This is a genomic window from Erythrobacter ramosus (genome assembly GCF_009828055.1).
Lineage (GTDB): Bacteria > Pseudomonadota > Alphaproteobacteria > Sphingomonadales > Sphingomonadaceae > Erythrobacter > Erythrobacter ramosus.
Genome location: NZ_WTYB01000001.1, coordinates 25,619 through 38,928, shown reverse-complemented (window position 1 = coordinate 38,928; position 13,310 = coordinate 25,619). Strand labels below are relative to the sequence as shown.

Here is a 13,310-nt window from a genome sequence, read left to right as displayed (position 1 = left end):
GCGTTAGAGCGGAACCTATGATCCTTGTCATCAACGCGCTCGAAGATGCCGACCACCGCGCTGCCATTGCCGAGCGGATCGCGATGCTAGAATGGCGCGACGGGCGGGAGACCGCAGGATCGGTCGCGCGGCAGGTGAAGCGTAACGAGCAGGCGGCGATGAACTCGCCAGCGGGCCGGGCCTTGCAGGACGAGCTGTCCCAGCTGGTTTCGGACAATATCGTGGTGAAAGCCGCCGCGCAGCCGCGCCGCTTCTCGCCGGTGATCATCAGCCGGACGGGCGTGGGCGGCAAGTATGGCGCCCATGTCGACAATGCGCTGATGGGTCGGGGCGCGCAGCGGCTGCGCACCGATCTTTCCTTTACATTGTTCCTGACGCCGCCCGGCGAATACGAGGGCGGCGAGCTGGTGATCCACGCCGCGGGCATGACGCAGGAGCTGAAGGGCGAGGCGGGCAATTTGGTGCTCTATCCCTCGGGCAGCATCCACGAGGTCAAGCCGGTCACCAAGGGCACGCGGATCGTCTGCATCGGCTGGATCGAAAGCACGGTCGCCGATCCGGCGCAGCGTGAAATGCTGTTCGATCTCGAAAACCTGCGCACCGCACTCCGCCAGCAATTGCCCGCCCAGTCGGCCGAGCTGCTGACGCTGGACAAGACCATCGCCAACCTATTGCGGATGTGGGCGCGGTCCTGAGGTTGTGCCGGTAGCGGTGCGTTTGCCCTTCACGGTGAAGTAGAGGATCAGGCTGACGCCGATGATGCTCGGCCCGGCCCAGATCAGAGGGTTGAACACGTGTTCGGGGATCAGCCGGATCAGCCCGACCGAAAGGAAGGCGGTATAGGCCGAAATGCCCATGCCGATCAGCGCGCGGAAATGCTCGCCTATGTATGTCGTGCGGAGCGACTCGGCTGGACGCCAGATGTAAAGCTGCTGGATCATCATCGCGACAATGCCGATGAAAGCGACCAGCATCATCAGCGGGTGGCCAACCTTGAAACCGTAAATCCCGCACCACGCGCCCGAGATCACCACAGCGCCAATGATCGCCTGATACCGGACCGAACGCAGCGCCCGCCGGTCGCGGCTGTGGCGCACCACGGCGAGGCCATAGTCGACAAAGCCGATGGTGAGCACGCCAAGGTACAGCATCATCCACCCGAACAGGCCTTCATACAGCGCGCGGTCAGTGACTTCGGGGTGGCGATGGTCGGGCCCGTAGAGCGACAGCAGCGCCATCGCGATGGCGAGTGCGCCCGCGCCCAGAAATCCGTAACACGTCGCGCGGCCCCACTTGCGGTGTTTGGTGGCACCTTTGCGCGTTACGATCGGCCCCCAGAACGCCGTCAGCCCCACTGCTCCGGTGGCGACATGAAGGACTACAAGGGCTTCAAACAACGCCATCCCGGTCAAGATGACACAATCGCCGTGCCGCGCCTAGAGCCTGTCACCGCACCCGAGACGGCGCCACCATCACCGCGTTGGCGATCATCAGGTCGAGCCCTTCGAGATAGGCACGGGCCGAAGGATCATGGGCAAAGCCGATCACCAACCCGCGCCCCTGCGGCTGCGCCATCAGGTAGGGCTTATAGGCCAGCTGCCGCCGATTCTCGTCCCACACATAGCCGCTGGCGATCAGGTTGCCTGGCGCGGCGAAGCGCAAGACGTTGATCCCATTGGCCCGGTCGAGCGGGGTGAAGATCTGCGTGCCCGTCGCGAGCACCACGGCGCCATTGTCGTAACCGGCGGAGAGGAAGTGATCGGGCTCGCCCACGACATTGAGCAGCGCGCCCGGCAGCGTGTCGGGGAGTGCCTGCTGGTCCTTGATCGCTTCACGGTATTCCGCGTCGTTGCCGATCGCGACTGCTTCAGCCAGCGCGGCCTTGTCGTCATCGCCGTCGGCAGGCTCACGTCCCAGCGCCGCTTCACGCTTCACAGCCAGCAGGGGATTTTCGCCGCTGCTGAAGGTTTCCAAGCTCTCACCGATTGCCACCAGCACGCCGCCGCGCTGCACGAAGCTGCGGATCGCCCGCAGGCCCCCATCGCCGAGCACGCTCGACGGATCGCCTTCGGGCACCAGCACCACATCGTAATCCGACAGGTCTGCGCGGCCCAACCGGCTGGTGCGGATCGGGGTTACCGGCAGGCCAAGCCGTTGTTCGAGCACATAGCGCAGCGCGCCCGCGCTCAATTGCGAGACGCCGTCGTTCCATGCCACGGCGACGCGCGGCATGGTTAGCCTCACGAAATGCTCGCTGCCAAGGTTCGGCCCATCGTCGACCCAGCCATTTTCGAGCGCCACCGTATGCGCACCGACGTCTCGGGTGAGTTCGGCGAGGCGTGCCAGCTTGTCCGGGCTATTGGAGCCTGCCGGGAACACCACTGTCCCGCGCGGAAACTCGCGGCCTGCGGTGGTGAAGGCGCGGTCGGTCACGCGCCCGTCGATCCCTTCGCGCAGCGCCAAGGCGACCAGCCGCGCCTGCCCGCTGTCGGTCCACGGCACGGCAATGCCAAAGCTGCCTGATCCTTCCGCCTTGGCTGCAATCGGCGCATCGGCGCTCATTGCATCGCCGCTGACGGCCGCATTGCACAGCGCCACATCCACGCCCGCCATCGGCCCCACCGACCATGCGGTCACATCGTAAAGCTCATGCGGCAGATCGACCGAGCGGCGGCGCTCCTGTTCGGCGAGGAAATCGGGCGGCAACGGCGTGTCGCGGTCAAGCAGGCTCTTTACCAGCCGCGCGGCGGGCTGGGCCTGCGGGACGGCGAGATAGCCTGCGGGATAGGACTTTCCGCAAACACTCGCGCTGCCTTCGCGTCGGAGCACGGTGATGCCCTGTTCGGCCAAGCGGCGGCCCAGCCGCTCGGCATTCCAGCGCCGCTTCGACAGGTCGATCACATACGTGCCGCGTCCGGCCGAGCCACTGGCATTGCCGCTGCGATTGGCGGCAAAGTCGCTGAGGAACCGCGCAGGATTGTCGGCCACAGCAGCAGCGGTGGCGAGGCTGGCCGTGAAGTGGTTGGTGATGCCGTCAGCGTAGGTCAGTTCCGTCCCGTCGCGCCGTGCAAACACCAAGCCCCGCGCAGAACCCTGTTCGTAGGTGCTCCCGATCGCGCCCTGATGCGCGTTCCAGGTGTCGCCATAACCGGGGTAGAACAGGTCATAGACCTCACGCGTGAAATAGGGCTCGCCGCGCGCATCAAAGGCGGCTGCGTTGTAGCGCCCGATCAGCTCGTAACTGCGGATTTGCGCTGCCGAGAGATTGGGGTTGAAGGGCTGCGCGGCGGGGCTGAAGAAATAGGTCTCGTCCCCGCCCATTTCGTGCAGGTCGACCACCACCACCGGGTTCCACTGGCGGATCGCGGCAACCTTGCCCCGGGTCTCGGGCTGGCTGAGCGTGAACCAGTCGCGGTTGAGATCGAACATGTAGTGGTTGACCCGGCCCGAAGGCCACGGCTCGTCATGCTCGGCCGCCTGCCGGTCGGCAGCTGGGGTGATGCCGGTCGAAGCGAGGAAATTGTTCACAAACCGCGCGCGCCCGTCGGGGTTCTGCATCGGGTCGATGACGACGATGGTGCCGGCCATGATCTTGGCGGCGCGCGCGTCATCCTTGGCGGCGAGCAGGTGGTAGGCGGTCATCAGCGCCGCATCGGTCGAGGAGATCTCGTTGCCGTGGACGCCGTAGGCAAGCCATGTCACGGGCATCGCCGAGCCATTGCCGGGTCGTCCCGCAGCAATTGTCGCCATATCGGCCCGAATTGCGTCGAGTTTCGCCATGTTGGCGGGTGCGGACAGCACGAGGTAATAGAGCGGCCGCCCCTCCCAGCTCACCGCATATTGCACCAGCCGTGCCCGATCCGGCGCAGCTTCGGCAAGCGCCTTCAGATAGACATAGGTCTGGTCCGGCGAGGTAATGCGGGCGCCCGGCGCATGGCCGACCGTAGCGGTCAACGTGGGGATCGCAGGATCAAAGCTGCCCTCGGTAAAGGACTGCGCCGCGGCAGGTTGGCCTGCACTCATCAGAGCCGCCATTACGACAAGGCACTGGCCCCAGAATTTATTGCGCATGAAGAACCTCGCTTGATCGCCCGACGGCGTGAGCGACAAGCCTTGCCGCGAACACCGTTGCCCGGTCAAGGCAGGAGGGGCGAATGACGCAAGTAGGAGGCGCAGCGGGCCAAGGCGGTTCACAGTCATTCCATTTCCACTCTGCCGCAAAGGGAAGGAAATGGTGGGCGCGACAGGGATTGAACCTGTGACCACACCCGTGTGAAGGGGGCTGGTGGCCTAAGTTAATATTATGATTTTGATAGAATATCATAGCGTAGGCCTAAGCCGAGTGTACGAGCTTTGTACCTGATCATATCCAACCTGACTGCATTCGCGCTAGAACGCATCATGGACATGGAGACCTTTCAGCCCGGCCGGCGCATCATGTTCCCCTATCGCGGCAGACTGTAGAGCTGTCCCGGCAAGTCAAGGCAGTGACGGGGCCGATCGGTTACGTCTTTCCATCCGTGCGCACCTGCACCAGCCCGATGAGCGAAAACATCATCAATGCCGGTCTGCGGCGGCTGGGCTACGCTACCGATGAAATGACCGCGCACGGCTTCCGCGCGATAGCCTCCACACTGTTGAACGAAAGCGGCAAATTGAGCCCCGATGCGATCGAGCGCGCGCAAGCGACCATCCACGGCAAAGCCCCGTCGCAGCATCCAGACGCTTGAAAGCGTCCGCTATTAACTCGCCCCAATGTCGCCTTGAGCTGAAGGAGATCGGGGCCGGCAGTTGTCAGGCCTGTCAATCTTGCCGACTAGGTCATAGCCTTGAAACCGGCCGTAGCGGTGTCCAATACTATACTGCCGGAACACCTCCTCAAATTCCTTATTCGCTCGGAAGAAGCCGAGAATATCGAAACTACGTACCCCCTCCCAACTCCGGCCATATGTTGAGCTCACAAGAATGCGATCTGGAGGCAGGCAGGCGATGTCGTGTGCAGTATCAAGGCGAACCCGATCGGCAAAAGCTTCTAGTTCTGGCGAGGTCCTTTTGGCAAACGTCGGTAACATCCAGAATGCAAAATGGCGGGATGGCCAGACCAGCCCGCGTTCGTAATTCATGGGCCAAATGTCACTCGGATTTGCGCCCAGTGTCAGAACCACGTCTCCCGAACTGAGATCCTCAGTGGCGAGTTCAGCTTCGATACGTTTGCTGTTGAAATATGTGCCGCTGGCAATCGCCACGACGATCGGAAAAAGAAGCGCTAATGAAAGCATGCTTGCCCCAGCACGCTGTCGAAATGATCGGAGCCGCGCTTCCATAATCTCCATTACAATTCCAAGAAACATTAGACCGGTCGCTGGGAGCGCCTGATAGCGGAAGCCTTTTTGCTGAAGAAAGTAGGCGCCGAGAAACATCACGGATGCAACAATCAAAGCTTGCGAGAGCTTGGAAGCTGGCCATCCGTAAACGAGAAATCCAAATCCAGCAAAAAGGTAAACGCCGACGAAGGAATGCTGAAGTTGTTCGGAGAACTGCACATTATAACTGTCGTATGCGAGCCGCACCAATGGCACCATCGTTTTGATGAATTCAGGCGCGAAAATGAAGATGCAGGCGGCATATGTCAGTGCAGATGTTCCAAGCACAACAGTTTCGGCGCGCAAGGCTCTCCAATCGGCGCGTCTGGAAAGAAAGAGCAATAGCTCAAGCGCCAACGGAACCAGCACAAAATAGTGCTTCAATGCAAATCCTAGAGCAGCCAAGAGTCCGATTGCAGAAGCTAGTCTGTTTGAAGGAGATTTTCCATCAAGACGAGCAGCGATCAATGCACAATACGGAATTGAGACAATTAAGACGAAGTGCTCACGTTGGCCAAAATCATTGAGAGGTAAGACGATGGTGGCCGTCAGCACTGCGGCATAGACTGCAAATCGTTGGATTGCTCGCTTATCAGAAATCAGACGCGATAAGAGTGTGATGCTTATGCCAATAGTTAAACCAAATGCTATGATCAGCGTGCCTGTTGCAGGTGCTCTAATACTCTCAGCCAATACATTAAGGGACTGCGCAATCCAAAACCAAAGTGGCGGATTTATCTCTAGAATATCTACATACAGCTGCGCGCCAGCGGTCATCTCTCTGCCAATCCAAAGTTGCCAGACGACATCGTGATTGAGGGGAATAAGCAGAAGCGGTGGGATAGCGGCCAGAAGCAGCAAGTAGCTCGTTGCCTCCGGCCAACCGTCACGATTTGTCACAGCTAACTCCTTTAAATACAACGTAGAAAGTTCCGCAGACTATACCTGTCGGAAGCGCTGATAGCGCGCCCGTATTTTCGTTTCCAGCGGTTCGCGGCAAGAGGGCCACAGCTGCGTTTGGTGTGGGAGTAGGCTCACTTCGGACGGCGGCATGCTGCTGGCGCTGTCGCAGGTCGAGCGAATGATGAGGATCTGCGGGCGGCTTGCCGCATGTATTGCGAACCCGCGCGATCCTTCGCGGGTGGTTGATCGTCGTGAGGATATCCGCGCCCGGAACGCCTTTCAGGGGGAGAGTCTGCGGTTAGGGGGATTGTACGGTTTCGGGCCGCGTTGGCCTGCATTTTCACTCATTGTTCCGCACTGAAGCGAAGGACCATCTTTACCCACAGAGTTAAAAGACTCTGAAACCTAGGGAAAAATGGTGGGCGCGACAGGGATTGAACCTGTGACCCCACCCGTGTGAAGGGTGTGCTCTACCGCTGAGCTACGCGCCCGCCCGTGGGGCCATACGACCCGGACAGGGGGGCGCCTTTAATCGGGCCTTGCGCGCTTGGCAAGCGCTCGCGGCTAGGTAAGGTGCGATTTCGCTGATGCTTAGCCGCCTGTCAGCCACGCCAGCAGCGCCAGCATCCCCTCAGGCCGCTTGGCGGGGGAGGGCGGGTGCGCAGAGCTTGGCGGACACTCGGCACAAAATGCCTGAACACCGCGCGTTCCCAGGAGGCGTTCGGCATCGCGTGCGAGCCGTGCGCCGAGGTTCTCGCTGCGCGCCGCTGCCATGGCGAACAGATCGCCACTGTTCACGGCGCGCGCGCGCGCGGCCTGGCTGGAAACCAGCTGGCGGATCAGCGAATCGTAATTCTCGCTCTGCTCACCAAGATAGACCGCGTGCCATCCGCCGTCCTTCAAACCAGCCTTGGCCGCCGCCCAGCCGAGCGCAGCATCCATACCGCCGAATTCGTCCACGAGACCCTTCTGGCGCGCTGTCCCGCCGTCCCACACCTGACCTTGTGCAATGCTATCGACCTGGTCGACCGGCATGCGCCGCGCCTTGGAGACGAGGGTGATGAAGTCCTTGTAAGTGCCGCTGATTGAGGTCTGGAACAGCGTGTCCATTTCCGGGCTGAATCCGCCGATGAAGTCGGGCTGGCCCGAAAGCGGCGTGGTGCGATAGCCATCGGCGTTGACCCCAAGCCGGGCGGCGGCCTGTTCAAAGGTTGGCACCACGGCGAAGACGCCGATTGAGCCCGTGATGGTATCGGGCTCGGCAAAGATCCGGTCGCTTGAGGTGGCGACCCAGTAGCCGCCGCTTGCCGCGACATTGCCGAAGGATACGGCGACCGGAATCTTGCGGTCGCGGTGACGCTGGATCGCGCGGCGGATTTCCTCGGCCGCGGTAGCAGAGCCGCCGGGCGAATCGACCCGCACCACCAGCGCGGCGAAATCATCGTCGAGCGCCTCGTCGAGCAGGTCGGCGATCCGCCTGCCCCCGGCGATCCCCGGCCCGGCATCACCATCAACGATCTCGCCCGCGATGGTGATCACGCCGATCGTTTTGCCCGAACGATCCTTTCCGGCATCGGCGAGGTAGGCGCCAAGTTCGCTCGAGGCGTAGGTGCCGGGCAGGTCGCTCCACGGGTCCTTGCCCGCCAATTCCGCCACCCGCGCGCCAAACTGGACGCGGTCACCAAGCTTGTCGACCAGCCCTGCGGAGATGGCTGCTTGCGCCAGATCACCGCCCGAACTCTGGATCCAGGCGATCGGATCGCTCGTCACCCGCGCCAGTGCAAGCTTGGGACGGGCCTTGGTGACATTTGCCTGCCACTCCTCCCACATCGCGCCGTACAGGCCGCCAAGGTTTTGGCGCGCCTCGTCCGACATCGAACTGCGCGAATAGGGCTCCACCGCCGATTTGAACGCACCCACGCGGTACACCCTCGCATTGACGCTGAGCTTTTCGAGCAGGCCCGCATAGTAAAGCCGGTTGCCGCCCGGCCCGGAGATGACGGCCAAGCCCTGCGGGTCGAGCCACACCTCGCTCGCATGGGCGGCCAGCAGCATGTGATCATCTGCATAGCCGACCGCATAGGTCAGCACTGGCTTCTTCGCCTTGCGCACCCGGTCCATCGCCTCGCCGATGTCCTTGAGGTGCACCTGCCCGCCGCCGAGGAAGGTGGTGAGATCGAACACCACGGCCTTGATTCGGTCATCGCTTGCAGCAGCATCGAGCGCGCGGACAATGTCGCGGGAGCGGTATTCGCCGACCGGGGCGGTGCCTGACAGCAGGGTCTCGATCGGATCGAGCACCGATTTTTCTTCGACCACGATGCCGTCCAGATCGATCAGCAGCGCCCCTTCGCGCACCTGACCGGGGTTGGGGCGGGCCGAAAGGATGGCGAACAGTGCCACAAAGAACAGCAGCATGAACAGGAGCACCAGTCCGTCCTTGATCCCCACGAGGATCTTCCAGACCTTGCCGACAAAATTCATGCATTCGTTCCTTCAGCTTGCCCCGTCGATCTAGGGGCTTTGCACGGTAACTGCTATCGGAAACCTTACGCGATGGGTTGAGCAGCGGATGAGGCTCGACTAGGGGCATGGACTTGATGGATGCACGCGAGACTTCACCGGCACAGGGCCGCTTTCCGGCCGGGCGGTTGGCGTTTCCGCATCGCGACCTCACTGGCATCGGCCAGTTGCAGCGGCATGAGATTCTCTATCTGCTCGATCAGGCTGAACAATGGGTCGCGCTCAACCGCCGGCGGACCAAGCATACGGACCTGCTGGCGGGCCTGACGATCATCAACGCCTTCTTCGAAAACTCCACCCGCACGCTGCTCAGCTTCGAGATTGCGGGCAAGCGGCTGGGAGCGGACGTGGTCAACATGCACGCCGCGCAAAGTTCGGTGAAAAAGGGCGAGACGCTGATCGACACCGCGATCACGCTGAACGCGATGCGCGCCGATGCGATCGTGATCCGGCATGGTTCGTCCGGTGCGACGGGGTTGATCGCGGACAAGGTCGATTGCCCGGTGCTCAACGCAGGCGACGGCAGCCATGAACACCCGACCCAAGGCCTGCTCGACGCCCTGACCCTGCGCCATGCGCTGGCCGAGCGGGGCGAGGGGGCCGAAGATTTCACCGGGCTCAATATCGTGATCTGCGGTGACATCCTGCACAGCCGCGTCGCGCGCTCGAACATCCTTTGCCTCACCGCAATGGGCGCGAATGTTCGCGTCTGTGCGCCGCCTGCCTTGATGCCGACCGGGATTGGGGCGATGGGCGTGGAGGTGTTCCATCGGTTCGATGCGGCTCTGGAAGGGGCTGAGGTGGTGATGATGCTGCGGCTCCAGTCCGAGCGGATGAGCGGGCAGTTCATCCCTAGCCCGCGCGAATATCGTCACCTCTACGGGCTGACTGCCAAGCGGCTGGCGCTCGCCGCGCCGGGCGCGCTGGTGATGCACCCCGGCCCGATGAACCGTGGGGTCGAGATCGACAGCGAGATCGCCGATCTGGAGGGCCGCTCGCTGATTACCCGGCAGGTCGAGATGGGCGTCGCGATCCGCATGGCGTGCCTCGATATCTTGACGCGCGAGGCGCGTGGCGTGGCAGGGTGGGCGGCATGAAGCAGGCGCGCCCGCTCACCATCACCAATGCGCAATTGATGACCCCTGGCGGCGTCACTGCGGGCGCGCTGCGCTGCGTGGACGGGTTGATCGCTGCACTCGGAGCGGATGTCGCAGCCGAGGACGGTGACGAGGTCATCAACGCGCGCGGCAAACTGCTAGCGCCCGGCATCATCGACTTGGGCGTGTTCGCAGTCGACAAGCCTGCGTTCCATTTCGGCGGGATCACGCGTGCGGCGCTGATGCCCGATCAATCACCGCCGCTCGATCTGCCGAGCCGGGTCAATTTCATCGCCAAGAGCGGCAAGCCGGATCTCTGGGTTCATCCGCTCGCCGCTGCCACGCGCGGGTTGGAAGGGCGGGAGCTCGCTGAAATCGCGCTGATGCAGGACGCTGGCGCACGGGGTATTGCGACCGGACGGCGCTGGATTGCCGATTCGGGCGTGATGCTGCGGTTGCTGCAATATGCTGCGATGCTGGATCTGGTGGTCGTCACGCATGCCGAGGATGGCGGGCTGACCGGAGAGGCTGCGGCGACCGCGGGCGAAATCGCCACCCGGCTGGGCCTGCCAGCCGCGCCTGCCGAAGCCGAAGCGCTCGCCATTGCCCGCGATATTGCGCTCGCTGAACTGGCGGGTGCGCGCCTTCATATCCGGCAGGTCACCACCGCACGCGGGTTCGATCTGGTGCGCGAGGCCAAGGCGCGGGGCCTGCCTGTCACCTGCGGGATCACCCCGGCCCATTTCATGCTCTCGGACCTCGCGACCGCCGATTTCCGCACCTTCACCCGCATTTCGCCGCCCTTGCGCGCCGAGGCGGACCGGCAGGCGGCACTCGCAGCGATTGGTGACGGCACCGTGGACGTGATCGCCAGCGGTCATGATCCGCGCGGGCCGGAAGACAAGCGCCTGCCCTTCGCCGATGCCGCGCCGGGCATGGCCGGGGCCGAGACGCTGCTCGCGATGGTGCTGGGGTTGGTGCGTGACGAGGTTATCGATACGGCCCGCGCTTTCGATTGCCTCGCCCGCAATCCTGCGCGATTGCTCGGCGTTCCGGCCGGCGCGCTGACGGTAGGGCTGGAAGCCGACCTCGCCCTTATCGACACCGACGCGCCATGGATTATCGACCGTCGCAAGATGGAAGCGACTGCCGACAACACCCCGTTCGACCGGCAGGGCGCGCAGGGGCGGGTGCTCGGTCTGTGGAAGGGCGGGGTCAGCCTGTCCGCATAAGAAAACTCCCGGACAGCGCGAACGCTATCCGGGAGCGAGGCTTGCTCATTCCTGCCAAGGCAGGGAATTTCAGCGGCTGCGCGAGGCCATCTGCACGTCGCGCTTCACGGCACCGGCAGGCGGCGCCGACGCGGCGTAAGCAAAGCAGCCGCGACCGGATGATTTGACCGTGCCGCACATCGACTGCGCGCTTTTCGGGCCAAAGCCAGCGGCGGCAACGCGCCAGAAGTTGCGGCCGTTGACCACCGCTTCGGTGATGACCGGCTTGTGATCCTTGAGCTGCGGGAACTTCGCCTTCAGCACGTTCCAGCCGCGCTCGGCTTCAAGCTTGCTGCTGTACGATCCGAGCTGGACGAGGTGCGTGGCGGCAGCCTTGTCGCTGGCAACGGGAGCCGGAGCGGCCGCGGGGGCCATGCGGCGCTGCGGCGATACTGCGGCGACGCGCGATGCGGCAGGTGCTGCGCGCATTGGCAGTTCCTGCACCACCGGGTTCGACACGTAGCGGATGCCCGAGCTCGAAGGTTCGGACGCGGCAAAGGCCTGCGCGAAGGTGGTGCTCGGTGCGGGCTGCGCAACAGGGGTCGGCGCCGGTGCGACGTAGGCAATTGTCATCGGCGCAGGTTCACCCATCGCAAGGTCTGTCGCTGCGCCCTCTGCCGATGCGGCGGCCAGCATTTCCTGGCCCGGGAAGTTGGCGAGTGCCAATTGCTGCGGTTGGCCGCTGTCGGCGCGCGGGGTCACATCAAGCAGGGCAGCGATGCGCTGCTGGAACATCTCGGGCGCGGACATCGATGCCCATTGCGATAGACGAGCTTCCAGCTGATCGCCCGGCACATCTTCGGCCGCCATCACCCGTGCCGCGCGCCAATTGCCCGCCAGCGCATAGGTGTAGGCGAGGTTCTGGCGCAGCTTGGGCGTGGTCTGCTCGGCCGAGCGCACCGCGTTCACCAGCACATGCATCCCGCGTTCCGGCTGACCGGCCAGTGCCAACGCCAGGCCGAGGTCGGTCGGATCAATCGCCCGCGCATATTCGTCGAGCACGCTGACGGCTGCGCCCGAATCGCCCATCGCGATCTTGGCGAGCGCGAAGCTCAGGACCGTGCGCGGGTTCTCGTCACCGAGGTCGAGCGCGTCGCCGAAGCTGGTCGCAGCCGATTGGAACCGGCCGGCTTCAAGATAGGCAGCGCCCAGCAGCGCACGATAGCCGGGATTGCGCGGATCGGCACTGACCGCAGCTTCGGCGTAGGTGATCGCCTTGTTGACCTGGCCCTTGCTCAGCGCGGTCTGCGCCTTGCTGAAGGAAACCTGCGCGCCCGGCGCGGCATTGGCGGCCATGCCGGCCAGCGTCAGGCCTGCGATAGCGGTGGTGATGGCGATCGCGAGGCGCGGCGCCCGATACGGCTTGGAGCGGCTGCCGGTCTTGAAGCTGCGGTCCATTGTCATTTCCCCCGTAAATCCGGTTGGTTCAGGTCAATTTGAAAAGTTGACGATCAGTGGCGTTTCATATGGTTGGCGATGACATCGAGCTCGTCATATTCGGCCAGCAGCCGGTCGAGCGCTTCGGTCACGAGCGCCTGTGCGCTTACACCTTGCATGGTGGCAGCAAGGCGCAGCTTGAGGTGACGATCAGCATCGAGCCGAAGCGTGAAGGCAGCACGGCGGCCAGCCTGCGCGGCCGGCACGCGCGCACTGCGCACAGCGCGCGGCCGCGGGGCCGGTGCAACAATCACAGGCTCAGGCTGCGGGGCGGGGGCGAGGGCTGCGTAATCGGCACCTTCGTCTTCGTCCGCGTAGTCTTCCTCGTCGTCGAAGGCCTCACCGTAAACCGGCTCGTCTTCTTCGTCATATTCGGGATCGGCATCTTCAGGGCCGGTCATCACCGCATCGGCGAGCACGCGCTCTTCGAGGCGGCGCTGCTGGCGGCGCACGATCGGGCCGGGACCAGATACATAATCGTCCGCCGAGACATCGGCGTTGATCGGCACGATGTCCGCGCCAGCGCCATGGCCTTCTGAATCGCCCATGTCGTTCCAGCCCAAGTCTTCGAGCTGGTCTTCGCCGAGCGTGGCAATCGCCGTCTCGTCAGCCACCAGCGGCGCGACCTGGGGACGCATCGCGGGCTTCGCGCCGCCCTTGCGGGCCAGCAGCGACGGGCCAAGCGAGGCAAAACCTGGTTCGGACATGGCCTGTCG

At 63.5% G+C, this 13,310-nt stretch carries 10 protein-coding genes, 1 tRNA gene and 1 pseudogene; 5 read left to right on the top strand and 7 right to left on the bottom strand.

The window, feature by feature from the left end; translation table 11 throughout:
• The first annotated feature begins 17 nt into the window (after positions 1-17).
• Positions 18-695, top strand: a complete 678-nt coding sequence (locus GRI59_RS00200) for a Fe2+-dependent dioxygenase (protein WP_160759216.1) — start codon at positions 18-20, stop codon at positions 693-695.
• Here the strand turns inward: GRI59_RS00200 and GRI59_RS00195 are convergent.
• Both GRI59_RS00195 and GRI59_RS00190 read right to left on the bottom strand, forming a co-directional pair.
• A complete protein-coding gene (locus tag GRI59_RS00195; RefSeq protein WP_183363568.1) occupies positions 669-1,403 on the bottom strand; it encodes a hypothetical protein in 735 nt (244 codons plus the stop codon). The two genes, GRI59_RS00200 and GRI59_RS00195, sit on opposite strands and share 27 nt — an antisense overlap.
• Before the next feature lie 43 nt (positions 1,404-1,446).
• Positions 1,447-4,071, bottom strand: coding sequence for a M14 family metallopeptidase (locus GRI59_RS00190; RefSeq protein ID WP_160759215.1), 2,625 nt, complete (start codon positions 4,069-4,071; stop codon positions 1,447-1,449).
• Between the two features lie 416 nt (positions 4,072-4,487).
• Here GRI59_RS00190 and GRI59_RS00185 point away from each other — a divergent pair, with 416 nt between their 5' ends.
• Positions 4,488-4,730, top strand: a complete 243-nt coding sequence (locus GRI59_RS00185; RefSeq protein ID WP_337190203.1) for a hypothetical protein — start codon at positions 4,488-4,490, stop codon at positions 4,728-4,730.
• Positions 4,731-4,742: 12 nt separating this feature from the next.
• Here GRI59_RS00185 and GRI59_RS00180 read toward each other — a convergent pair whose 3' ends face one another.
• Positions 4,743-6,263, bottom strand: coding sequence for a hypothetical protein (locus GRI59_RS00180; protein ID WP_160759214.1), 1,521 nt, complete (start codon positions 6,261-6,263; stop codon positions 4,743-4,745).
• 41 nt (positions 6,264-6,304) lie between these two features.
• Here GRI59_RS00180 and GRI59_RS15720 point away from each other — a divergent pair.
• Positions 6,305-6,537 (top strand): annotated as a pseudogene (locus GRI59_RS15720) (transposase); the annotation flags it as partial.
• Positions 6,538-6,682: 145 nt separating this feature from the next.
• Here the strand turns inward: GRI59_RS15720 and GRI59_RS00175 are convergent.
• Positions 6,683-6,757, bottom strand: a tRNA-Val gene (locus tag GRI59_RS00175).
• A gap of 100 nt (positions 6,758-6,857) precedes the next feature.
• On the bottom strand, positions 6,858-8,750 hold the full coding sequence (gene sppA, locus GRI59_RS00170) for a signal peptide peptidase SppA (RefSeq protein WP_160759213.1): 1,893 nt from the start codon (positions 8,748-8,750) through the stop codon (positions 6,858-6,860).
• Positions 8,751-8,866: 116 nt separating this feature from the next.
• On the opposite strand from sppA, the gene GRI59_RS00165 reads away from it, so the two are divergent.
• Positions 8,867-9,886, top strand: a complete 1,020-nt coding sequence (locus GRI59_RS00165) for an aspartate carbamoyltransferase catalytic subunit (RefSeq protein WP_160760342.1) — start codon at positions 8,867-8,869, stop codon at positions 9,884-9,886.
• On the top strand, positions 9,883-11,118 hold the full coding sequence (locus GRI59_RS00160) for a dihydroorotase (protein WP_160759212.1): 1,236 nt from the start codon (positions 9,883-9,885) through the stop codon (positions 11,116-11,118). The genes GRI59_RS00165 and GRI59_RS00160 overlap by 4 nt, the downstream gene beginning before the upstream one ends.
• 69 nt (positions 11,119-11,187) lie before the next feature.
• On the opposite strand, the gene GRI59_RS00155 is transcribed toward GRI59_RS00160, so the two are convergent.
• On the bottom strand, positions 11,188-12,561 hold the full coding sequence (locus tag GRI59_RS00155; RefSeq protein ID WP_160759211.1) for an SPOR domain-containing protein: 1,374 nt from the start codon (positions 12,559-12,561) through the stop codon (positions 11,188-11,190).
• A 47-nt stretch (positions 12,562-12,608) separates the two neighbouring features.
• A complete protein-coding gene (locus tag GRI59_RS15715; protein WP_237440623.1) occupies positions 12,609-13,301 on the bottom strand; it encodes a type II toxin-antitoxin system HicB family antitoxin in 693 nt (230 codons plus the stop codon).
• Positions 13,302-13,310 lie beyond the last annotated feature (9 nt).